Genomic DNA, 22,232 nt, shown 5'->3' with positions numbered 1-22,232 from the left:
ACCTGACCGAAGCTGGCGCCTTTGCAAAAGCTCGTCTGCTTCCGGATTCCTGCATGCCCAAGTCCCGCCGCTATCTGTTTATCAGCCTCTCCGTCCTGCTGGTCATCGGCCTTGCGTGGTTTTCCCTGCGCGATACCACCCCGGTGGTGCCCGAAGCCATCAAGCATGGTTACAGCGAAGCGTTGGCGGCTGCCCGGGGCGGTCAACCAGGTGCCGCGCGGGTGCTCTATCAGCAATTGGGGCGTCCGGACCTGTCCCCCAAACGTCGTGTCTGGCTGCATGCCGAACTGCCCAATTATCCAAGCTCGGTGGCCCTGAAACTGGCGGATGCCGACTTGCAGAACGAATCGCCCGAGGTCCGTATCGCCGCGATCAAAAGCATCAGCGCCCTGGTGCCGAGCGGCCAGCGCAGTCTATTGCTGGGGCCATTGCTCGATGACAGCGAACAAAGCGTTCGGCTCGCTGCAATCAACGCACTGCTGGGACTGTCCCCGGATGATCTGGGTTTGTATTTCGGGCCGCTGGAGCAAGCCATCGACGCCTGGGAGCTAGTGCTCAAGAACGAACCGCAAAGCACTGAAAACCAGTACCAACTGGCCCGGCTGCACCTGCACAATGCCGAGCTCAAGGAAGCGCAACAGGCACTGGACAACACCCTGCGCCTGGCGCCGGACAACCTGCCGGCGTTGGTGCTGCAAATCGAAGTGCTGGATAAACAGGGCCAAAACGACGCCGCCCGGCAGTTGTTGGCCAAACAACTCCAGGCGCAACCCGATTCGGCTTACCTGCAACATGCCCTGGGGCTTTGGCTGCTGCACCACGACCAAAGCGAATTTGCCCTGCTCGGCCTGTCCAAGGCCGTTGAACTCGAGCCCAACAACCGGGATTACCGCTACGACCTGGCCACCACATTGCACGGTGAGCAGGAGCTGGATGCGGCGCAGAAGCAGTTGCAGGAAATCGTCCAGCGCCATCCGAACGATCGCAAGGCCCGGGTATTGCTGATCAATTACTGGAAAGAAAGCGGGCAGTTGCAAAACGTGCAGATCCTGTCTGCCCAGCTCGAACAGATGAATCCCGATGACCCGGCGTTGCAACAGGGGCTTTGACGACTTAAATCTCGCTGAGTTGAGCCGGAACGAATTGCGCCCAGACCTCAGGGTGCTCCGAGCACGTCGCGGTGCGCGGAGGGTTCCTCGGTCCAGGTATGCAGATGATCAATAAGCTGTTTACCTTTGATCTGTTGACGGCGAAAGTGAGGCAGATGATTTGCCAGCAGTCCCTTGGTAGTCCGAGTATATGACGACCATTACGAACATTTCTCGCAACTAGCTTCCGAGAACAAACTAGAGCAGATATTTAATACCCTTGAAATTTAGTTTTCCGAGATGAAACGCCCAGCATAAATTCAATCCACCCTTGACTACGCAGTATCACTACTTTGCACGACACGGAAAAATTCAATACAAATTTAATCCAGGGTAGGCCACATCCAGGACTTCAGTAACCGAGTGATATCCTGCACCTACAAGAAACGCAACAGCTGCCTTTGCCAAGGACCTCTCATCATCATCGCTCAGGTTGGGCTTTAAAATAGTCGCCCCTATCATAATGCAGGAAGTACTGCCGGAAATTGAAGCCAGCATGGGAGAATCATTATCAAACGTCCTATTAACAAAAGGCGAAGTAGATATTACTTCTCCGCCATCACGTTCATGTATGAACGTCCTGAACAATGGCCGAACCCTTGATAAACCAGGGACAATTAAAAAACCCTTTTCATCATCAGAAAGCGCGGAAAAAGTTTCTTTGTCGAGTATGCCGCTATCATCTCTACGCTCTTTTTTCTTAATACCAGTCCGTCCTCTCTTGTTAAATAAATCACCGGGCATGTACCAGGACATCAAAGAAGACACGTCCTTGGCACTTGCACCATTCAGCATGAACGCATGCTCATCGATAGCTTTCGATGCACGATCCACAACGTAGGCGCCATAATTTTTCAATGTTTGCACTTTTCGTATAAAGGAAACAGGAGATAACGGAGCATCGCTACCAAGTATGCTTTTGATCTCGCTTATTCCCCCACTGACTCTTCCATACTCTTCTTCACCACTTGCTCTATCTACAAGATTCGTAAGTAAAGGCAACGATCGAGGATCACTCTCCATGGTCAATATAAGATCATGCAGCTTTAAGGATAGCTCAGATATCGCTCCGGAAATCGAGGCGGGATTTCTGATCAGGCTCACCGCATAAAAAGTTTCTTTTTTTGCTTTTTCAATATTATTAAAGTTAGTGTCATGCCGAGGCACCCCATGAAATTCCACGGTATGCGATACACCTTTAGCAACCAAGCCAACTGGATCGCTGTAACTAACCGGGTTATTCCTGACCATCCTATACAGGTTCAAACCATCTATCGCTCCCGCTGGATCGGCATTCACCCAACGCTGTCGCCACGGCATGTAATACCGAAATCCGTAGTAATACAGCCCCGTTGCGTCCCGCTCCTTTCCTGAATAACGAATCGTCTTGTAACTGGCCTCAACCTTGTCCCTGCCTGCCCACCAGGCTGTGCCGCCGTACGGATAGTAGTTTTCCTGGCTGATGAGTCTGGCGTCTTTGTCCAGTTCCAGCGTGCTGGATTCCAGATGATCGGCAAGGCAGTAACGTAACTGATTCCGGGAACCTTCCGGTGGCGAACCCCTGTCCCAGTGCAGGATCCGCACGGTGCATCTACCGCACTGGACACTGATGACATGCAGGGTTTCATTGGGACTTGTACGAATCTCCACGCCCGGCAAGTAGCGGGTTTCATGGGTACGGATCAATGTTCCAGTATCAGTCGTACGGATTTTTCGCACGCGTTGATCTTCGCCATCATAGACATAGATCTCCGTGTCTGCCGGTTCGTCCTCGCGCACCACCTGATCGACCTGACTCAAGCGGTTGCGTGCATCCCAGTGCAGTGCCTGTCCCCGTTGCAGCACTTTGAGATTGCCGCAGACGTCATACGCAGCATCGATGTCATGGTCCCCTGGCGATTCGGTGCCATCGCCCCACGGCAGGCTTCGGTTGCTCAAGGTTGCAACGGACGTACGCTCGGTTCGACTTGCGCTGTCGGCGTGGTGCTGCAGGATCTGCAGGTTGCCACTGGCGTCGTAGCTAAACGTCTGGTGATAGTTCTCCAGTTGGTCAGGGGCCGGTGGCGAAACGAAAGCCGGTAAATGGGGGCCGCCCGGTGCATTGCACCGTTGCCTACCGTTGGCTTCGATGAGCTGGCCGAGGGTGTCGTACTGCCAGGTACTGATCGCGGCAACGCTCTGATTGCGCGAGTAGCGGATTGGCTGGGTGTCGTCAGTCATACGAATCGGGTTACCGATCGGATCATAGGCATACGTCAGATGCTGCAACGGCGGCTGGCTTGCAAGTTGCGTATGCAGCGTTGCCAACCGCCCATCCTCGGGATCGAAAGCGGCGCGACTGACCACGCCGTTGCCGGCCGATTGCTGCACGATTTGCCCGAAGGCGTTGTATTGAATGTCACTCATCAAGGTGATTTCGTCATCGGCGCCGGCCAGTCTGATCCGCGCTTCGAACAATTCACCGGCGACGGTCTGGCGCTGGTTTTGCTCATTGCCCAAAGCATCGATATGCCGCACCCAGTCACCGACGCTGTTAACGCTTATTTGCGTAAGCGCTCCTTGTGGCTCCAGCAATTTTTCACGCTCGGTTTCGTCCTCCGGCCAGTTGGGTGACTGAACCTGCACCAGAAAGCGACGGGTCTGTTGCAGGCGTGCACCCAATAAACTGAATTCGGTGAAGTGTTGGCTGCCAGCACAGTCGTCGTGGCGAATCAGTTGACCGCAGCGATTGTGGCTGGCGGACTCCTCCGAACCGTCACCGTATGCAAAACAAGCCGTGCACAGTTCATCACCCAACGCGGACTCAAAACCGCGCTCAGGGCGTAATGATGAGTCGTAAGTCATCCGCAGGCGATTACGTTTCTGGTCCCAGTCTTCCAGCCTTTGCCCGCCAGCACCGTAAAGACTCAACCGCCATCCGGCATCCACGTTGATGGAAAGCAGGGGCAGACCCGTCAGGGTGGTGACGATGGTTTGATTGGCGGGCACGGACCCATCGTGTTCGTGAAGAGCAAATAGTCGCGGATCGCGGCTATGACTGGCACGCTCCCGGATGCTGTAGATGTATTGAGTGATACGTGTTTGAGGGACTTGCTGGTCCGAACACCGATGATAGGCAACTTCACGTACGACGGCGCGACGCGGATCAATTACTGAAAGTGTCGGTGTATGTCTGTGCATGGCACTCACTCCGGATTGGCATGCAGGAATCAGTCGCATGACGTCCGAAGCATTTATCTGCTGATACAGCACCACGGTCAACTGTCAGAAATTACAGGTGCGCGTACGACCAACGCTTACGAAAGCATGTCCTGCATCAGCTCCTGCAACCTGTCCAGGTCGAACGGTTTGTCCAGGATCGGCGCCTTGCGGGTGATCGGGCTGTCGGTCTCACGGATTTCCTGGGCATAGCCGCTGATGAAAATCACCTTGAGTTCCGGTCGCAGCTTCACGGCGGGTTCGGCGATCTGCACGCCGGAGATGCCGCCGGGCAGGCGGAAGTCGGTGATCATCATGTCCAGGTGCGGTTTGCTCGCCAGGATATCGAACGCCTGTTCGCCGTTTTCGGCCTGCAATACGCGATAACCCTCGCCCGACAGATAAGCGGACAGCACCATCAGTATCGAGGGATCGTCCTCGACGACTAGTACTACATCTTGTGCATCTTCGCTCATGGGAAGCCTTAGTTCTGTCAATTGCTGCTGATACGACCGTGGGGTCGACCAGAGGTTGCGTTTACCCGGCTGTTTTCCTGCAGCGGCAGACAAACGCGAAACAAGGCGCCTTCGCCAATCCTGCTCTGGACCGTAATAGTACCGCCATGGGCCGCCACAATCTGCTCTGAAATGAACAGACCCAGGCCCAGTCCGCCGCCGGCGTTCCTGGCCGATACGCGTTCGAACTGCTGGAATATGCGTTTCTGGTTTTCTTCGCTGATGCCGATCCCATGGTCCTGCACATCAACCAGCGCCCAGCCGCCTGCACTGTATACCTTCACCGAGATCGGGCTCTTGGCCCCGTAGCGCAAAGCGTTGGTCAGCAGGTTGGAAATGACCTGTTCAATACGAAACTCGTCCCAGTTTCCGATCACCGGTTGTTCGGCATCAAGGGTGACCGACGCCTCGGCGGCGTCGATTTGCCGGGAAAAGTTGTGCAACACATTGCGAACCAGTGTCGAAAGATCGAATCGCGTCGGCCGGATCGACAACTTGCCGATGCGAATGCGCGAGACATCGAGCATGTCTTCTATCAAGCGAATCAGGCTTTTGATCTGTCGTTCGTCGCGTTCGACCATCGCGTGCATCTTGTCCAACGTGAAGGCGTCGGCGTTGTCCCGGGCCAGGTGCATCTTGCGCAACTGGGTTTCAAGGATCAGGCCATTGAGCGGCGTGCGCACTTCGTGGGCGACAATGGACATGAAGTCATCGCGCATGCGCACTGCCTGCTCCAGTTCCAGCTGGGCGTTTTGCAGTTGCTTGAGCAGGTCTTCCTGATCGCGTCGACTTTGCTCGAGGGCCAACACTTGCTCCTTCATCGCCTTGCTCTGGCGATACAGGTCGACGAACACATTGACCTTGCTCTTGACCGCGTGGGTGTCCAACGGTTTGTGCAGGAAGTCCACGGCACCGCTTTCATAGCCCTTGAAGGCGTAGTCCATTTCACGCCCGGCGGCACTGACGAAAATGATCGGGATGTTCCTGGTTTTTTTCGTGCCACGCATCAACTCGGCCAGTTCGAAGCCATTCATGCCAGGCATCTGCACATCGAGGATGGCCATGGCAAACTCGTGTTGCAGCAGCAGTGACAAGGCTTCATCGGCGGACAGTGCCTTGTACACGATCCGGTCCTTGCGCCTGATCAGCGCTTCGAGCGCCAGCAGATTCTCCGGCAGATCGTCGACGATCAGCAGTTTGGCCTTGATATTACTCAACATGGAGTTCGTTCCAACTCGACAAGCAGACGACCGATGACCCGCAGCGACCCGAGGATGTTCGGCAGCGCCTCCACGCCACCGGCGCAGGCACCGATGACATTGGCTTCGATCGCTGGCAATCCCGTTGCACTGTTCATGATTTTCGGTAAATCCGCTCCTGTTTGACCAACGGCTCGAACTGATTGCCGAAGGCCGAGAAATCAGGGGTTTCCTTGCTGCCCAACACCAGGAACCCGCGATGGCAAAGGGACTCGTGAAACAACTCGAACGCCCGATCCTGAAGTTTTTTATTGAAGTAAATCAATACATTGCGACATGAAATTAATTGTGTTTCTGAAAATACACTGTCCGTTGCCAGGCTGTGGTCGGCGAAGGTAACGTTCTCGCGCAATGTCCTGTCGAAAATCGCGTACCCATAGGCCGCCGTATAGTAGTCGGCAAACGAACACCGGCCACCGGCCTGCTGATAATTGGCAGTGTAGGCGCGGACATTCTCCATCGAGAAAATCCCTTGCTTGGCTTTTTCCAGAGAGCGCGGGTTGATGTCGGTGGCGTAAATGATCGTACGGTCGAGCAGGCCCTCTTCGCGCAACAGAATGGCCATTGAATACACCTCTTCACCGGTGCTGCATCCGGCGATCCAGATCTTGATCGAGGGGTAGGTGCGCAACAGCGGCACCACTTCCCTGCGCATGGCCAGGAAGTGCGAAGGGTCGCGAAACATCTCGCTGACGGGAATGGTCAGCAATTGCAGCAGTTGCATGAACGCGGCGGGGTCGTGCAAAACCTTTTCCTGCAACGCCGAGATGGTATTGCACTCGAACTGGCTCAACGCATGATTGACTCGGCGCTTGATCGATGCGCTGGAGTAGTCGCGAAAATCGTAGCTGTACTTGAGGTAGATCGCCTCGATCAACAAGCGCAATTCGATTTCGCTGTTTCGCTCAACTGAAAGGTTGCGCTCCACTAAATGCGTTCCATCTTCGGTAACCACACACGAATCAGTGAAAACAGACGATCCAGGTCGATGGGCTTGGCCAGGTAATCGTTGGCGCCGACCTGCAGGCAGCGCTCCTGATCGTCCTTCATGGCCTTGGCCGTCACCGCAATGATCGGCAGCTTGCGCCAGCGCGGGTCCTTGCGGATTTCGACGGTGGCTTCAAAACCATCCATTTCCGGCATCATCACGTCCATCAACACCACGTCGATGTCCTCGACCTCATTCAATCGTTCAATCGCTTCGCGGCCGTTGCGGCCAATGACCACGACTGCGCCCTTTTGCTCCAGCGCGCTGGTGAGGGCGAAAATGTTGCGCACATCGTCATCCACCAGCAGCACCTTGCGGCCCTCGAAGACCTTGTCGCGGCTGCGGGCAACCTTGAGCATCTTCTGCCGCTCATGGGACAACCGAGATTCGACTTTGTGCAGAAAAAGCGTGACCTCGTCCAGCAACCGCTCTGGCGAGCGTGCACCCTTGATGATGATCGAGCGCGAATACCTGCGAAGTTCCACCTCTTCATCCCGGGTCAGGTTGCGCCCGGTATAGACGATGACCGGTGGAAAGGAGCAGATGTCTTCGGTGGACATGCGCTTGAGCAAGTCGTTGCCGAGCATGTCCGGCAGTTTGAGGTCGATGATCATGCAATCGAAAACGGACGTGCGCAGCAGGTCCAGCGCCTTCTGAGCCAGGCCAACGGCAGTGATCTCGATGTCATCGTCGCCGATCAGGCGGGCAATGCTGTCGCGCTGCAAGTCATCGTCCTCGACCAGCAGCACGCGCTTGACCTTCTGTGTCAACTTGGCTTCAAGGCGTGCGAACACATCCTTGAGTTCCTCGCGGGTGGTCGGTTTGACCGCATAGCCGATTGCACCCATGTGCATCGCCGCTTCGACCCGGTCTTCGACGGAAATCACGTGTACCGGTATGTGCCGGGTTTCGGCGTGTTCCTTCAGGCGTTGCAACACGGTCAGGCCGGAATGATCCGGGAGGCGCATGTCCAGCAGGATCGCATCGGGGATAAAGGCCTTGGCCAGCTCATAACCTTCATCGGCACCGTGGGCCACCAGGCACTGATATCCCAGTTCGTGGGCAAGGTCGTAGAGGATGCGCGCAAAGTTCGCCTCATCCTCCACCACCAGAATGCAACGGCCGGTAAACGGCCCCTTGTTGCGGTCGTCATCGAACCGCGCAATGTCGACCTCGGCTACCAGCGGCGACAATGCGGGTGGCAATACACTCGGGGCAGCCGCCACTGGCGCCGCTCGCATCGGTTCGACAGGCACATCGCCCGGTTCCACATACTGCTGAGGCAGTACCAGGGTGAACACACTGCCCTGCCCCGGCGTGCTGGTCACGCTGATGGAGCCGCCGAGCAAGGCTGCCAGATCACGGGAGATCGACAAGCCCAGCCCGGTGCCGCCATAACGTCGATTGGTGGTGCCATCGGCCTGACGGAACGCTTCGAAGATGCTTTCGTGCTGATCCGGTGCAATGCCAATCCCGGAATCACCCACGCTGAAGGCGACGCCGTCGTTCGGCACTGTGGCGACGGACAGGCTGACGCTACCGCTTTCAGTGAATTTCACGGCGTTGGACAACAGGTTCTTCAGGACCTGCTCCAGGCGCTGGGGGTCGGTGAACAGCATCTGCGGCGCGCCGTCCTGTATATCGAGCCGGAAATCCAGCTGCTTGTCCGTGGCCAAGGGATGGAACATCCCGCGCAATCCCTCCACCAGTCGCGTGACGCTGGTGTTCTGCGGGCGGATGTCCAGTTTGCCGGCCTCGACCTTGGAAATGTCCAGGATGTCATTGATCAGGTTGAGCAAGTCATTGCCGGCGCTATAGATCGACTCGGCGAACTTGACCTGCTCGTCACTGAGGTTTTCCTCGGGGTTTTCTGCCAGCAGCTTGGCCAGGATCAACGAGCTGTTAAGCGGTGTGCGCAATTCGTGGGACATGTTGGCGAGGAATTCGGACTTGTACTTGCTCGAGCGCTGCAACTCTTCGGCGCGTTCTTCGAGCTGGATCCGGGCCTGGTTGAGTTCGGCGTTTTTCAGGTCCATGGCGTCGCGTTGCTCGGCCAGTATTTGCGCCTGATCGGCGAGTTGTTCGTTGGTCTGCTCCAGTTCCACCTGCTGGATTTCCAGGTGCGCCTGGGACTCCTTGAGTACCCGCGACTGCTCTTCGAGCTCTTCGTTGGCGGTCTTGAGTTCTTCCTGCTGAACCTGCAATTCTTCATTGAGTTGCTGGGTTTCGGTCAACACCTCCTGCAATCGCTGGCGATAGCGCGCAGCTTCGATCGAGGTGCCGATGTTGCCGGCGATCAGCTCAAGCAATTCAATGTCACGGTCCGTCAGTGGACGCAGAAAGCCCAACTCGATCACGCCGTTGACCCGGTCGTCGTCGCTGGTTGGCACCACCAGCACACTGCGCGGCAAACCATCACCGAGGCCGGAGCTGACCTTGAAATAATCCTCGGGAACCTCGTCCAGGCGAATCAGCCGAGCCTGCTGAGCCACCTGTCCGACAATGCCTTCTTCGCTGTAGATCTGCTGTTCACGTTCCTCCTGCTCACGAGAAAAACCGTAGGTGGCGATGCGCTTGAGTCCGCCGTGGTCTTCGCGCACATAAATAGCCGCCACGGCGCTGCCAAGGTACTGCGCGCAGAAATGCAGGATGTTGCGCCCCAGGAGGCTCAAGCTCAGTTGCCCCAATAGCTGCTCGGCGAGTTGGGTCTGGCCGTTGCGCAGCCAGGCCTGTTGCTCCAGGCGACCGGCGCTGGCTTGTTGGGCCGCGAGATTGACGCTGTAGTCTTGCGAAAGGTTGAGCAAATCGCGGCGCCCGACATACGCCAGCAAGCCACTGACGCCGGCGATGAACAACAGATAGAGGCTGATGCTCATGACCGTGGTACGTTGCACTTCACCATTGCGCGTTGCGCGCAGTTGCTGCTCGGTATCGATCACGTCCTCGAACTGCTGGCGAATGTCATCGGTCAGGCGTTTGCCGCGCCCGGCCTTGACCGCGGAGCGAACATCACCACCGCTGCGTTGTAGATCGATCATCGACTGCGCATAGCTGGCCCACTCCTGGTGCAATGCCTGCAAGCGCAGCAAACGGTCGGTTTGCACCGGGTTATCGGCGGTCAGTTCGAGCAGGGAGTTGAGGGCCACGGCAATCCGCGGCTTGGCGGTTTCGTAGGGATCGAGGAAATGTTCGTCGCCACTGAGCAGGAAACCGCGCATCCCGGTTTCCAGGTCAACGGTCAGTTTGACCGCTTCATTGGCGTTATTGATCACCCGGTCGGTGTGTCCCACCCATTGGATCGTCGACAGCAAATAGGTGATCAGCGACACGAAGAACACGGCACTGACAAGACCCAGCCCCAGCGGCAGGCTGATGTTGCGGCTCAGGAGTTTACGGAATCGTTGCTCATCAACCGAAGACACAGTGCTCATGGGGCGGTCCTTGTCGAGCTGTCAGGATGCGGGGAGTTTGCCCCAAAACCGCCACATTGATCCAATTTTCTGCCATGTTTTCGCGCCTGCGCAAAACCTCGGGTTATCTTTGCGGACCTGCACTGGTTTCTTTTTTTACATCACCTTGGGAACTTGTCGGGATTCGTCATTTACTGATGCAAGAGGCCGGTGATTTCCAGCGACCGCCAACGCCAACTTTTTCGGGAATTCGACCATGTCATCCGCCAACACCCCCGTCATCCTGATCGTCGAAGACGATGCCATCGTGCGCATGCTGATCGTCGATGTACTCGAGGAACTGGACTTCCAGGTGCTGGAAGTCGAAGGCAGCGAAAAGGCGCTGGAGAAACTCAAGAACGTGAACCAACACATTGACCTGATGATGACTGATGTTGGCCTGCCGGTCATGGACGGCCGCAAACTGGCCACCCTCGCCCGCACGATCCGCCCCAACCTGCCCATCCTGTTTGCCAGCGGTTATGCCGAAAGCCTCGAAGTCCCTGCCGACATGCACGTGATCGGCAAACCCTTCTCCATTGATCAGTTGCGCGACAAGGTCAACAGCATTCTCGGGTAACCCTGCGCTGCGCTGTGGTTTAATGCGCGACTTTTTGCCCCTATCCTGTCTTCGCTTCAAGGAACTCCCGTACATGATCGAGCCCCACGCAACCAAAGTCCTGGTCATTGGTTACGTCTGGCCTGAGCCCCGCTCTTCCGCGGCCAGCGGGCATGTCATGCAAATTCTCGAAGTTTTCCTGCAACAGGGCTGGGACATCACGTTCAGCAGCCCGGCGGGCTTCGGCGAACAACGTGCAGACCTGACAGCGATGGGCATACACGAAGTGCCCATCGAGCTGAACAACAGCAGTTTCGACGCGTTCATCAGCGAACTGGCGCCGGACATCGTGTTGTTCGATCAATTCATGATGGAGGAGCAGTTCGGCTGGCGTGTCGAAAAGCATTGTCCCGATGCCTTGCGCGTGCTCGAAAGTTGCGACCTGCAAAGTCTCAGGCATGGTCGGCACCAACGCCTCAAGGAGCGTTTGAAGGCCAGTGAGGACAACAATGACTTCAGCGACTTGTTCGCCCCGGCAGAGCGTGAAGAATTTGAACACATGGCCCCTACCGACCTGGCGAAGCGCGAGATCGCCTCGTTTTATCGTTGCGACTTGACGCTGATGGTTTCCGAAGTGGAAATCGAATTGCTGGTCGAGCAATTCAAGGTGCCGCGCACACTTTTGCATTGGTGCCCGCTGATGGTCGACCTGCCGAGCGAACCACCCCTGCCCTTCGAGCAACGCGAGCATTTCCTGCACATTGGCAACTTCCGTCACGCGCCGAACTGGGACGCGGTGCTCTGGCTGAAAACCGCGATCTGGCCATTGATCCGTGCGCAGTTGCCTGACGCGCAATTGCACATCTACGGTGCCTATACGCCGCCCAAGGCGACGGCGCTGCACAATGCGGCACAGGGGTTTCATGTAATGAACTGGGCCGAAGACGCCCTGCAAGTCATGTCGGCGACCCGAGTGTGCCTGGCGCCATTGCGATTCGGCGCGGGGATCAAGGGCAAGATCGTCGATGCAATGCTCTGCGGCACGCCCAATGTCACGACACCCGTGGGAGCGGAAGCCATGTACGGCGACGAGGCATGGCCCGGCGCCGTGACCCATTCGGCGCGAGAATTCGCCGATCACTGCGTGCAACTCTACAGCGACAAGACACTATGGCTCGATGCGCAGGCAACAGCGCAGGCACTGCTGACCGGCCGTTACCAGAAATCTGTTCATGGCCCGGCCCTGATCCAGAGGCTGCTCGATTGCCAACGGGATATGGCAGATATCAGGCGGGATAACTTCACCGGCAGCATGCTGCGGCATCACCATCACAAAAGCACTCAATACATGGCGCAATGGATTGAGGCGAAGAACCGTAATCAACATCCCGCATGAAGTTAATGATTGACCATGCACAACCGCCGGAAAAATAATTGATCGCTGCCAACCAATATCAGGTTGCTGCAACTTCTTACTCTTCAATCAATGCAAGGATGCATTCATGACTAATACGAGCCAAGACAATTATGCGCTCAACAACTGGATGAGCGCCACGCCGGAACTTGATAGTTTGTCGCTTACCGAACTTACACTTCCAGGAACACACAACGCAGGGTGCGACTTGCAAGCCAGTTATGCACTAATACCTGGCCCGCACTGGCTGGCCTGTCAGCACGACTCGTTCGCTGCACAGCTCAAATACGGCTCCCGGGCACTGGATTTAAGACTGGATTTCGACGGTGAGGCCATAGAGTTTGAAAAGTTTCGATTTCAGCACAATGGTTATCGCTCATCTCGTAACGTGCTGGCCTTATTCGCAGCGGTAAATCTGTTTTTGCGCGACAACCCTGACGAGTTTGTGGTTCTGGACTTTCACGAACTCAAGGACGGAAAACAACCATTCGATTTCGGGCTCTTCAACGAGATGATGCTGCGTTACCTTGGCAAGAGAATAATCCCGGCCAAAAATAGCGGCCTTACACTTGGCATGCTCAAGAAAGCCAGCAGCGAGCAGCGGGTTCTGGTAACGGCCCAAGAACATCCGCAGTTGGATCCCGACTGGTTCTGCAAGAAAATCGAACACAAATGGAGCGGCATTGACGACACGAACGTCAAGGAACTGGAGCAGCATATCTACAACGTATTGAAGTCTCCACCTCCCCGCTCCACCCTGTGGTCACTGTCCGCCACGAGCTACTCGAAGCTTGGAGGCCCCGTCGATATCCATGATGAGCTTGAAACCTGGTTTGATCCCGCTACCCATACTTCCAGCGAAAAGTGCAATATTATCAATGTCGATTTCATGGAGGAATCGAAGCTGGTTGCCTTCTGCCGGGTCGCTAGTTTGATAAAGGCGAGAAGAGCCAGTTAGTTCCAAAGTCTTCCGAGGGAAGTACGCTGAAAGCGTTATTGTCGAGTATCCCGGCATCGCCATCTGGCATTAATCTCTCCACAGGAGGCATGATCAGGCCACGATAACAGGAAACGTGTGCCGACATGACCCGCACCATCAGAGTCAACGACCCTTCCTGCGAATTGATGGACGACCACAACGGCTTGTCCATCAATTAGCAAGTCCTGATACAGCGACTATCTGAGCGAAACCAAGGATAGCCGCTGGTCGGAACTGGTAGTTTTGACAGTGGTTTGGCCGTAATGGGTTATCCAAGCTCGCAGCAACCCAGCCATCCACATCGAGACCTCTGACCATGTGCCCCAAGCCCTCGCAAGATTCCGTCACTCCAACCAACATCGACGAATACGCACGCTTCGACACGCCGGGAGAAACCCGGGGCTGGACGGGCGAAGGTGAAATAAAACACGATGAAATCAGCAACACGAACTGCTGGTTTTCAACCCATGCCCAGCGGGATTTTGGGCAGCAGCTGCCGCCGTCGGTTGGTGTACGGGTGCTGATCCGCCTCCGCGGTCTTTTTCCCGGTGAAACATTGATTGCTACGCATCCCGCTGGTGTCGGCGAGATCAAGGGGCTGCCCTTCCAACAGCACAGTTTGTATGTGATTGAAGGTGCCAAAGCCGATGCGAGTGGAAGATTCTTCGTGCAGTTCAGATTGGCCACCGAACAACCCATGTCGATCGAGTCAATCCAGGTACGAGCGCCTCATTAAGGTCAAGGGCTGGACCTGCTACGCCACAATGGCTTACAAAGCCGCAGCCTGTCGCAACCCTTTGAAGAGTGAACAACTATGTACCTGGTGTGTGGCGAAGCGCTGTTCGATTTTTTCAGTGAAAACGACGCCGGCGGTCTGGTGTCCAGAGTGAATTTCAAGGCCGTCGCCGGTGGCTCGCCGTTCAATGTGGCGGTGGGCTTGCGCCGGTTGGGCGTGGACTCGGCGCTGTTGGCCGGGTTGTCCACCGACTATCTGGGTCGGCGCCTGTTGCAGGTGCTGCAAGATGAAGGCGTGCGCCTTGACTACCTGCTGGATTTCGCCGCGCCGACCACCCTGGCGATGGTCGCGGTCGGGGCCAATGGCTCGCCGCAGTACAGTTTCCGCGGTGAAGGTTGCGCGGACCGACAATTGAAACCGGAACACCTGCCGACACTGGGATCTGAAGTGCGTGGCTTGCACATCGGTTCGTTCTCCCTGGTGGTGCAACCGATTGCCGACACGCTGTTGGCGCTGGTGCGTCGGGAAAGCGGCAAACGCCTGATCAGCCTCGATCCGAACGTGCGCCTGAATCCGCAACCCGACATTGACCTGTGGCGCGCGCGGATCGCAACGCTGGTAGAACTGGCCGATCTGATCAAGGTCAGCGACGAGGACCTGCATCTGCTGTACCCGGACCAGGATCCGGCGCAAGTGATAGAGGGCTGGTTGCAGTATCGCTGTCAGTTGGTGTTCCTGACCCGTGGCGGTGAAGGCGCGAGCGTGTTCAGCCGGGCTCATGGTTCGTGGTCGGCCCCTGCCTGTACGGTAAAAATCGCTGACACCGTGGGCGCAGGCGACACCTTTCAGGCGGCACTGATTACCTGGCTGACCGAACAGCAGTTGGACTCGGTGGAGGGTGCGAAGCAACTCAGTCGCGAGCAGATCGACAGCATGCTGGCGTTCGCGGTGCAGGCGGCGGCGTTGACGTGTAGCAAAACCGGGCCGGACTTGCCTTATCGGCGGCAGCTGGAACTTTGCTGACTTCGAAGGCCTCTTCAAGAGCAGGCTCGCGATAACTTTCCAACAGGCACCGGATGGTCTTAACTGATAACCGTGACCGCGCATTCGCGACAGTCGGCGTTCAGCCGGATTAACCCTCGCTTAACCGTGTGGTCCAACACTTCACTGGACCGCACGCCCTCAGACTGTTCTGACGCCCAGTGCGGCAGGTTCGACAAGCCACACATCGAACTGACATTCCGTCCGCACCGGAGATCGCTGATGAACACTCGCCCCCTGCTGGTTGCCGCCGCTCTCGCCTGTACCGCATTTGCCGGGCTGGCTCAAGCCAATGACACCACTACCTCTCAAGCCGTGCCTTATCACTACGGCATGCCGTTGCATGTCAGCAAAGTGATTTCACTGACCGAGCCCGACACGCTGGAGTGCAAAGTGGTGAGCGCCGACATGAAGTACATCGATGACAGCGGAAAACCCGCGGAAATCACCTACCGTAAACTTTCCGACGCCTGCGAGAACCAGGGCTGACGGAAAACGCTGAATTGTCACCTGGTGGTATTCCTTTGCGGGCCGGGGCGCTATGCTCTAGCGCGTCCCTCACTGCCCGCAAGGATTCGCCATGCAGTTGTCGTTTCGTACATTGTCGACGTTTGCCGCCGTTTTATGCTTTTTGCTGGCCCTCGTGTGGGGTCTTGCACCGCAGTGGTTACTGGCGTTCTGGGGTATGGATTTTTCATTCGCAGTGGGATTGATCGCGCGACGCACGGCGGTACTGTTTGCAGCGTTGAGCGTGATGTTTTATCTGGTTCGCCATGAACCCCCGTCCTCAACTCGAAACGCAGTGAGCCTTGCCTTCGTGGTCGGCTGCTGGGGCTTGGCTTTACTGGGCTTTGGCGAATGGCTGAACGGCCATGTCGGGCCGGGCATTTTGCTGGCGGTCGCCCTTGAGCTGGCGCTGGGTCTGGCATTCTTCCAGACCCGGCGAGTTTCACTGGAGCTTGATACCGCAGGCTAGAGCGCTTTGCCCAAGATCGAGTGCGGCTCGACCTCCATGTGATGCTGCCTGGAGCGCAGTTGGGCAATCAATTCGTTGATTTCCCGACATCCATTGAGCCCCGAAGCATCGATACCGGTGACCCATAGATCGAGGTGGTCGGTTTGTCCATCGGCGTAGACCTTGACGGTCATCGACAGATCCGGTGACAGCGTGCACTGGCAACGTTTGGGCAAAAAGCTGCTTTCGATGATGTTGCGAATTTCCAGGGCAGAAAGAAACATGATGACCCTCTCCTTTGTGAGACTGCCAATCGACGATCAGTGCTCGCTCATGTGAAATCCCGGCAAGCTTCAAGGACAGCTACAGCATAAAACATGCCCTGGGTTTCGCTGTGCAGCTCATCGGCAAATCAACAGGTTAGGCAAATCATCTTTAAAACCTGTCATGCAGATTGCAATACCCCCTCGTCACGAGCCTGCAATCTGCACGCTCGGCCCTGTGGGTTTGCATTCACTGCACACGACAGCGAAAATGCCGGCCTTCACTTCAAGCAAGGAGGCAACATGAATTCATTGACCGTCAATGCGAGCGCAGCGCTGTTCGCACTGGGGCTTGCGGGCGTAGCGCACGCCGCCAAACTCGAAGAAATCGCGCCCTTCCCGAAGGCCGAAAGCGGTTTTACCCGCCAAGTGATTCACCTCGCGCCACAAGCCCGGGAAGACGACTTCCAGGTCGAGATCCTGGCCGGCAAGACAATGACCACAGACTGCAACAACCCTCGTCTGGGCGGCATTCTCGAGGAGAAGAACCTCGAAGGTTGGGGCTACCCGTTCTATCGCCTGGAAAAAGTCATTGGCCCGATGAGCACACTGATGGCCTGCCCGCCCGGCACGAGCAAACCGGGTTTTGTCCCGGTGGTCGGCGATGGCTTCCTGCTGCGTTACAACAGCAAGCTGCCGCTCGTGCTGTACGTACCCAGGGACATCGAAGTGCGCTATCGAATCTGGTCGGCATCGAACAAGGTCGAGAAAGCCGTTCAGGAATAATCCGATCATCCGACGGACCCTTGCGACGTCCGCAGCCAGCTCCCCAGTACCCGCTCTGCAGCCGCTCGCTACGGCGGTTGCAGCACGAGGCAACGGTTGGCTACTTCAATCCCACCCTGTACAACCCACCGTTCTCCTCATCGGTCAATACATACAAGTAGCCGTCCGGTCCCTGTCGCACATCGCGAATACGCCTTTTCATTTCCCCGAGCAAACGCTCCTCGTGCACCACCTTGTCGCCCTCGAACTCCAGGCGGATCAGTTCCTGGCTGACCAGCGCGCCGATGAACATGTTGCGCTGCCAGACCTTGAATCGATCGGCATCGTAAAATGCCATGCCACTCAGGCCCGGGGACTTTTCCCAGACATGGTTCGGGGCAACGGTGCCTTCGACGCTATCACCCCTGGCTTCGGGAATCGGTTGACCGGAGTAGTCGATGCCATGGGTCGCCAGCGGCCAACCGTAATTCTTGCCGCGTTCGATGATGTTGATTTCATCGCCGCCCAGGGGGCCGTGTTCGTTTTCCCACAGCGTGCCGCTCCACGGATTGAGCGCCGCGCCTTGCGGGTTACGCTGCCCGTAGGACCAGATCTCCGGGCGGACGTTGGCCTGGCCGACAAAGGGATTGTCCTTGGGCACCGTGCCGTCCGGATAGATCCGCACCACTTTGCCTTGCAGCTTGTCGAGATCCTGGGCGGTCGGGCGGTCGTTGTTTTCCCCCAGGGTCACGAACAGGTAGCCGTCACGGTCGAACACCAGGCGCGAGCCGAAATGGTTGCCCACCGAGAGCTTGGGCTCCTGACGCAGGATCACCTGGAAATCCTTGAGCGCGGCCATATCGTCAGAGAGCCGGCCGCGACCCACCGCTGTACCGGCCTTGTTACCCTCACCGCCACCTTCGGCATAGGACAGGTAGACCATCCGGTCCTGCCTGAAATCCGGTGACAACGCCACGTCGAGCAATCCGCCCTGCCCCTTGGCCCAGACCGTTGGCACGCCATTGAGTGGGGCCGACAGCTTGCCGTCGGCAGTCACCAGACGCAGGTTGCCAGACCGTTCGGTCACCAGCATGTCTTTACGATCCGGCAAGAATGCCAGGGCCCACGGGTGCTCCAGCCCCGTCACGATGGGGGTGACCTCAAGGGTGCCTTCTTCGCTTTTCATCGTCTGGGCAGGCGCGGCAACCACAGGAACAGTGGCGGTGATCAATACGCTGGCACAGAGGCCAGCCAATAGGTTTTTTCGCAACATGCAGGACTCCTCTTCCGATCAACATGAGAGCGGGGAGAACACAGCGGCCAGATGAGAGGCCTGCTACTCAACGGTTGCCGGTGCCAGCGTCTCTCGGGGCAGGATTGGGGATGAATTTCGGAGGGCTGGCCGGAGCGCTTCGGTCGGGATAGCGATTGCCGATGCCTCCATTGTCCAGGGTCGGCGGGCGCGGAACCGGTACGGTGTTGGGTCCGCGTATTGCCGGGGCGCTGGATTGAGTGCCTTGCATGCTGTTGGGGTTGGCCCGGCGAATCGGACTGTTATAAGGGTTGCTGCTGCCTGGCAGGTTCTGGGCCAACTGCAACGAAGCACAGACATCGGCCTGGGCCAGTGGACCCAGGACGCCACTCAAGGCCAGCGCAACGACGCAAAATACGTATCGCTTCATGATGTGCCTCTCTCCATCGCGTGGATATGGACTTCGATACCACGCTACGCCGGGGGTTCGCATTTGTTAACAAATACCTCCCCGGCAAGATGTAACACGAGGTTGATCCGGGCAAAGGAATTGGCGCTGGGCAGCGAAGTCATGAAGCCGGCAAGTGATTCGCTGAATGCCCTGGCCTGCTGGCGAAGGCTTTACCGAAAACTCAGATCAGAATGAAGATCGCCAGCACCCCGGCAAAGATCGACCATTTTTGCAGGTAATAAAGCGTACGGTTGCGTTTTTTCAGTGCCTTGCCGCGCAGGCGAACCTTGTAGACCTTGCCGAACAGTCGATTGAGCCCGCCGGTTCTGTCGCCTTCCTCGTTCGGCGCGCCTGCCGCCGACATGACATTGCGGCTGAACCAGCGATTGAAGGCCGCTGCCCACCGATACTTCAGCGGTCGCTCGACGTCGCAGAACAGGATGATGCGATTGTGTGGCGTGGTGTTTTCCGCGTAATGGATGTAGGTCTCATCGAACATCACCGCTTCGCCATCGCGCCAATGGTAGTCCTGGCCATCGACATTGATGTAGCAGCCGGCATCGTTGGGTGTTTCCAGGCCCAGGTGATAACGGTACGAACCGGCGTACGGATCGCGGTGACGCACCAGCCTGGAGCCAGGCGGCAGCTCGGCGAACATCGCCGCCTTGATCGAGCCAATGCCCTGCACCAGTTCGGTGGTCCGCGGGCAGAGCTTCATGGCCGACGGGTGGCTGTCGCCGTACCATTTCAGATAGAAACGCTTCCAGCCGGTCTTGAAAAACGAGTTGAAACCGACGTCATCGAATTGGTTCGAGCGTTTGATCTCTCCGGCCCGGAGCAAATTCTGGCCTTCGGCGCGAATTTCTTCCCAATGCATCTGTAGCGGGCGCAGGTCGGGGAAGTCGGCCGGGTCAAGATACGGTTTGTTGGGGATTTTCGAAAACAGATAAAGAAAGCAGTTGATCGGCGCCAGAAACGTCGAGTGGTCACTCAACTGGCGCCCCAGCTTATGACGCACTCGGCCACGCAGATGGACATACGCAATAGAGACAACGTAGATAACGGCAATGATCAGTTTCACGAAAATCGTCACACGTCAGAAGTAAACAAACTGCGCCCTCTCGGGTCTTGTGCAGCGACTGATTGGCCAAACAGCGACCCCGTAGTGGCAACGAGCCTTGCCGATGGACGGCATCCGGCTGATGGATGGCATTTTAGCCTCAGTTTGTAACCAATAGTTAACCTGTAACTGTGAAAATGTGTCCACAAAAAGCCGCCCAAACGTTGCTGTGGCCTCAACGCCCTATCGTTTAAAGAGCCAGACCAGTACAATCGCCGCCAAACTTTACGCACCCCCAGGTTGAGAGCGGGAAAAAACCCCTTTCGGCGCACCTTGGCTCGGGCCAGGCGCGCCACATGCTGCTGTCCACTTAATGCCATATGGATCTTCCACTGTTCATCGGGATGGATATCCCGGGGGGCCTGACAGTGGAAACGGGTACTGAACCGGTACTGCCGCAACCCTGGCTACTCTGAATGCTTCGCAGGAAAAACCTTTGATTTCTACAGCTAACATCACGATGCAGTTCGGCGCCAAGCCGCTCTTCGAAAACGTTTCGGTCAAGTTCAACGGTGGCAACCGTTACGGCCTGATCGGCGCCAACGGTTGCGGCAAGTCGACCTTCATGAAGATTCTCGGCGGCGACCTCGAGCCGTCCGGCGGCCAGGTCATGCTGGAGCCGAACGTGCGCCTGGGTAAATTGCGCCAGGACCAGTTCGCCTACGAAGAATTCACCGTGATCGACACCGTGATCATGGGTCACGAAGAACTGTGGAAGGTCAAGGCCGAGCGCGACCGCATTTATTCGCTGCCGGAAATGAGCGAAGAAGACGGCATGGCCGTGGCCGAGCTGGAGACCGAATTCGCCGAAATGGACGGTTACACCGCCGAATCCCGCGCCGGTGAGCTGTTGCTGGGCCTGGGTATCCCCCTGGAGCAGCATTTCGGCCCGATGACCGAAGTCGCTCCGGGCTGGAAACTGCGGGTGTTGCTGGCCCAGGCCCTGTTCTCCGATCCGGAAGTGCTGTTGCTCGACGAACCGACCAACCACCTGGACATCAACACCATTCGCTGGCTGGAAACCATTCTCACGGCGCGTAACAGCACCATGATCATCATTTCCCACGACCGTCACTTCCTCAACAGCGTCTGCACCCACATGGCCGACCTGGACTACGGCGAATTGCGTCTGTTCCCGGGCAACTACGACGAGTACATGACCGCGGCGACCCAGTCCCGCGAGCAACTGCTGTCGGACAACGCCAAGAAGAAAGCGCAGATTGCCGAACTGCAAACCTTCGTCAGCCGCTTCTCGGCCAACGCCTCGAAAGCCAAGCAGGCCACCTCCCGCGCCAAGCAGATCGACAAGATCCAGCTGGCCGAAGTCAAGCCGTCGAGCCGCGTGAGCCCGTTCATCCGCTTCGAACAGACCAAGAAACTGCACCGCCAGGCCGTGACCATCGAGCAGATGTCCAAGGGCTTCGACGGCAAGACCCTGTTCAAGAACTTCAGCTTCACCGTCGAAGCCGGCGAGCGCGTGGCGATCATCGGCCCGAACGGTATCGGCAAGACCACCCTGCTGCGTACCCTGATGGGCGAACTGGCCCCGGACGCCGGCTCCGTGAAATGGACCGAAAGCGCCGAGCTGGGCTACTACGCCCAGGACCATGCCCATGACTTCGAAGACGACGTCAGCCTGTTCGACTGGATGGGTCAGTGGACCCAGGGCGAGCAGATGATTCGCGGCACTTTGGGTCGCATGCTGTTCTCCAACGACGAGATCCTCAAGTCGGTCAAGGTCATCTCCGGGGGTGAGCAAGGTCGCATGCTGTTTGGCAAGCTGATCCTGCAAAAGCCGAACGTACTGGTGATGGACGAACCGACCAACCACCTGGACATGGAGTCCATCGAAGCGCTGAACCTGGCGCTGGAAAACTACCCGGGCACGCTGATCTTCGTCAGCCACGACCGTGAGTTCGTATCGTCCCTGGCCACCCGCATCATCGAGTTGAGCCCTAACGGCGTGACCGACTTCAGCGGCACCTACGACGACTACCTGCGCAGTCAGGGTGTGGTGTTCTAAGAACACTCGCTGCACCTGTAGGAGCGAGCATGCTCGCGAAAAAACGCCTGGATAACGCGTTCATTCAGATTGCACGCGTTATCGTTGGCGTCCATCGCGAGCATGCCGCAAACGGGC

At 57.1% G+C, this 22,232-nt stretch carries 20 protein-coding genes; 10 read left to right on the top strand and 10 right to left on the bottom strand.

Features of this window, described 5'->3' with window-relative positions:
* The first annotated feature begins 53 nt into the window (after positions 1-53).
* Entirely contained in the window at positions 54-1,109 is a 1,056-nt protein-coding gene (locus CAG47_RS21565; RefSeq protein ID WP_085727188.1) for a HEAT repeat domain-containing protein, read from the top strand.
* Between the two features lie 351 nt (positions 1,110-1,460).
* Here the strand turns inward: CAG47_RS21565 and CAG47_RS21555 are convergent, their stop codons facing one another.
* From CAG47_RS21555 to CAG47_RS21535, 6 genes are all read right to left on the bottom strand, one after another.
* The gene (locus CAG47_RS21555) at positions 1,461-4,328 is read right to left on the bottom strand and encodes an RHS repeat-associated core domain-containing protein (protein ID WP_256577506.1); all 2,868 of its coding nucleotides are present in this window, start codon (positions 4,326-4,328) and stop codon (positions 1,461-1,463) included.
* Positions 4,329-4,444: 116 nt separating this feature from the next.
* Positions 4,445-4,822: a response regulator gene (locus CAG47_RS21550; protein ID WP_085727185.1), complete on the bottom strand. Its 378-nt coding sequence runs from the start codon at positions 4,820-4,822 to the stop codon at positions 4,445-4,447.
* A gap of 17 nt (positions 4,823-4,839) precedes the next feature.
* Positions 4,840-6,081: a hybrid sensor histidine kinase/response regulator gene (locus CAG47_RS21545; protein WP_085727183.1), complete on the bottom strand. Its 1,242-nt coding sequence runs from the start codon at positions 6,079-6,081 to the stop codon at positions 4,840-4,842.
* The gene (locus tag CAG47_RS28330) at positions 6,075-6,218 is read right to left on the bottom strand and encodes a hypothetical protein (protein WP_256577505.1); all 144 of its coding nucleotides are present in this window, start codon (positions 6,216-6,218) and stop codon (positions 6,075-6,077) included. Before CAG47_RS28330 ends, CAG47_RS21545 begins: the two co-directional genes overlap by 7 nt.
* Positions 6,215-7,048, bottom strand: a complete 834-nt coding sequence (locus tag CAG47_RS21540) for a protein-glutamate O-methyltransferase CheR (protein WP_085727181.1) — start codon at positions 7,046-7,048, stop codon at positions 6,215-6,217. The genes CAG47_RS28330 and CAG47_RS21540 overlap by 4 nt, the downstream gene beginning before the upstream one ends.
* Positions 7,048-10,539, bottom strand: coding sequence for a response regulator (locus tag CAG47_RS21535; protein WP_085727179.1), 3,492 nt, complete (start codon positions 10,537-10,539; stop codon positions 7,048-7,050). Before CAG47_RS21535 ends, CAG47_RS21540 begins: the two co-directional genes overlap by 1 nt.
* Before the next feature lie 235 nt (positions 10,540-10,774).
* Between CAG47_RS21535 and CAG47_RS21530 the strand changes: the two genes are divergently transcribed.
* From CAG47_RS21530 to CAG47_RS21500, 7 genes are all read left to right on the top strand, one after another.
* Positions 10,775-11,137 (top strand): response regulator, encoded by a 363-nt coding sequence (locus tag CAG47_RS21530; RefSeq protein ID WP_085727177.1) that lies wholly within the window; start codon positions 10,775-10,777, stop codon positions 11,135-11,137.
* Positions 11,138-11,210: 73 nt separating this feature from the next.
* Positions 11,211-12,512: a glycosyltransferase gene (locus tag CAG47_RS21525; RefSeq protein ID WP_085727174.1), complete on the top strand. Its 1,302-nt coding sequence runs from the start codon at positions 11,211-11,213 to the stop codon at positions 12,510-12,512.
* 106 nt (positions 12,513-12,618) lie between these two features.
* On the top strand, positions 12,619-13,488 hold the full coding sequence (locus CAG47_RS21520; RefSeq protein ID WP_085727172.1) for a phospholipase: 870 nt from the start codon (positions 12,619-12,621) through the stop codon (positions 13,486-13,488).
* A gap of 337 nt (positions 13,489-13,825) precedes the next feature.
* Positions 13,826-14,245: a hypothetical protein gene (locus CAG47_RS28325; protein ID WP_143515906.1), complete on the top strand. Its 420-nt coding sequence runs from the start codon at positions 13,826-13,828 to the stop codon at positions 14,243-14,245.
* 78 nt (positions 14,246-14,323) lie between these two features.
* The gene (locus tag CAG47_RS21510; RefSeq protein WP_085727168.1) at positions 14,324-15,268 is read left to right on the top strand and encodes a carbohydrate kinase; all 945 of its coding nucleotides are present in this window, start codon (positions 14,324-14,326) and stop codon (positions 15,266-15,268) included.
* A 240-nt stretch (positions 15,269-15,508) separates the two neighbouring features.
* Complete coding sequence (locus CAG47_RS21505) at positions 15,509-15,775, top strand: DUF2790 domain-containing protein (protein WP_085727166.1); 267 nt, start codon at positions 15,509-15,511, stop codon at positions 15,773-15,775.
* 91 nt (positions 15,776-15,866) lie between these two features.
* On the top strand, positions 15,867-16,262 hold the full coding sequence (locus CAG47_RS21500) for a hypothetical protein (protein ID WP_085727164.1): 396 nt from the start codon (positions 15,867-15,869) through the stop codon (positions 16,260-16,262).
* Here the strand turns inward: CAG47_RS21500 and CAG47_RS21495 are convergent.
* Positions 16,259-16,525: a DUF1652 domain-containing protein gene (locus CAG47_RS21495; protein ID WP_085727162.1), complete on the bottom strand. Its 267-nt coding sequence runs from the start codon at positions 16,523-16,525 to the stop codon at positions 16,259-16,261. The genes CAG47_RS21500 and CAG47_RS21495 overlap by 4 nt on opposite strands.
* A 282-nt stretch (positions 16,526-16,807) precedes the next feature.
* Between CAG47_RS21495 and eco the strand changes: the two genes are divergently transcribed.
* The gene (gene eco / locus CAG47_RS21490; protein ID WP_085727159.1) at positions 16,808-17,290 is read left to right on the top strand and encodes a serine protease inhibitor ecotin; all 483 of its coding nucleotides are present in this window, start codon (positions 16,808-16,810) and stop codon (positions 17,288-17,290) included.
* Positions 17,291-17,390: 100 nt separating this feature from the next.
* Here the strand turns inward: eco and CAG47_RS21485 are convergent, their stop codons facing one another.
* From CAG47_RS21485 to lpxO, 3 genes are all read right to left on the bottom strand, one after another.
* Positions 17,391-18,542 (bottom strand): PQQ-dependent sugar dehydrogenase, encoded by a 1,152-nt coding sequence (locus CAG47_RS21485; RefSeq protein WP_085727157.1) that lies wholly within the window; start codon positions 18,540-18,542, stop codon positions 17,391-17,393.
* Positions 18,543-18,609: 67 nt separating this feature from the next.
* On the bottom strand, positions 18,610-18,951 hold the full coding sequence (locus CAG47_RS21480; protein WP_085727155.1) for a hypothetical protein: 342 nt from the start codon (positions 18,949-18,951) through the stop codon (positions 18,610-18,612).
* A gap of 202 nt (positions 18,952-19,153) precedes the next feature.
* Positions 19,154-20,053, bottom strand: a complete 900-nt coding sequence (lpxO, locus tag CAG47_RS21475) for a lipid A hydroxylase LpxO (protein ID WP_085727257.1) — start codon at positions 20,051-20,053, stop codon at positions 19,154-19,156.
* Positions 20,054-20,528: 475 nt separating this feature from the next.
* On the opposite strand from lpxO, the gene CAG47_RS21470 reads away from it, so the two are divergent.
* Positions 20,529-22,115: an ABC-F family ATPase gene (locus CAG47_RS21470; RefSeq protein WP_085727153.1), complete on the top strand. Its 1,587-nt coding sequence runs from the start codon at positions 20,529-20,531 to the stop codon at positions 22,113-22,115.
* The last annotated feature ends 117 nt before the right edge of the window (positions 22,116-22,232 follow it).

The sequence above is a fragment of the Pseudomonas sp. R37(2017) genome (assembly GCF_002113375.1).
In the GTDB taxonomy this organism is placed as follows: Bacteria; Pseudomonadota; Gammaproteobacteria; order Pseudomonadales; family Pseudomonadaceae; genus Aquipseudomonas.
The sequence above is the reverse complement of the archived record's forward strand: the minus strand, read 5'-3'. Positions and strand labels throughout refer to the sequence as shown.

Coding starts and splice junctions, on each gene's coding strand:
- CAG47_RS21535 (WP_085727179.1), bottom strand. CDS start 10,539: ATGAGCACTGTGTCTTCGGTTGATGAGCAACGATTCCGTAAACTCCTG.
- eco (WP_085727159.1), top strand. CDS start 16,808: ATGAATTCATTGACCGTCAATGCGAGCGCAGCGCTGTTCGCACTGGGG.
- CAG47_RS21530 (WP_085727177.1), top strand. CDS start 10,775: ATGTCATCCGCCAACACCCCCGTCATCCTGATCGTCGAAGACGATGCC.
- CAG47_RS21525 (WP_085727174.1), top strand. CDS start 11,211: ATGATCGAGCCCCACGCAACCAAAGTCCTGGTCATTGGTTACGTCTGG.
- CAG47_RS28325 (WP_143515906.1), top strand. CDS start 13,826: ATGTGCCCCAAGCCCTCGCAAGATTCCGTCACTCCAACCAACATCGAC.
- CAG47_RS21555 (WP_256577506.1), bottom strand. CDS start 4,328: ATGCACAGACATACACCGACACTTTCAGTAATTGATCCGCGTCGCGCC.
- CAG47_RS21505 (WP_085727166.1), top strand. CDS start 15,509: ATGAACACTCGCCCCCTGCTGGTTGCCGCCGCTCTCGCCTGTACCGCA.
- CAG47_RS21495 (WP_085727162.1), bottom strand. CDS start 16,525: ATGTTTCTTTCTGCCCTGGAAATTCGCAACATCATCGAAAGCAGCTTT.
- CAG47_RS28330 (WP_256577505.1), bottom strand. CDS start 6,218: ATGAACAGTGCAACGGGATTGCCAGCGATCGAAGCCAATGTCATCGGT.
- CAG47_RS21545 (WP_085727183.1), bottom strand. CDS start 6,081: ATGTTGAGTAATATCAAGGCCAAACTGCTGATCGTCGACGATCTGCCG.
- CAG47_RS21485 (WP_085727157.1), bottom strand. CDS start 18,542: ATGTTGCGAAAAAACCTATTGGCTGGCCTCTGTGCCAGCGTATTGATC.
- CAG47_RS21520 (WP_085727172.1), top strand. CDS start 12,619: ATGACTAATACGAGCCAAGACAATTATGCGCTCAACAACTGGATGAGC.
- CAG47_RS21510 (WP_085727168.1), top strand. CDS start 14,324: ATGTACCTGGTGTGTGGCGAAGCGCTGTTCGATTTTTTCAGTGAAAAC.
- CAG47_RS21565 (WP_085727188.1), top strand. CDS start 54: ATGCCCAAGTCCCGCCGCTATCTGTTTATCAGCCTCTCCGTCCTGCTG.
- CAG47_RS21480 (WP_085727155.1), bottom strand. CDS start 18,951: ATGAAGCGATACGTATTTTGCGTCGTTGCGCTGGCCTTGAGTGGCGTC.
- CAG47_RS21500 (WP_085727164.1), top strand. CDS start 15,867: ATGCAGTTGTCGTTTCGTACATTGTCGACGTTTGCCGCCGTTTTATGC.
- CAG47_RS21550 (WP_085727185.1), bottom strand. CDS start 4,822: ATGAGCGAAGATGCACAAGATGTAGTACTAGTCGTCGAGGACGATCCC.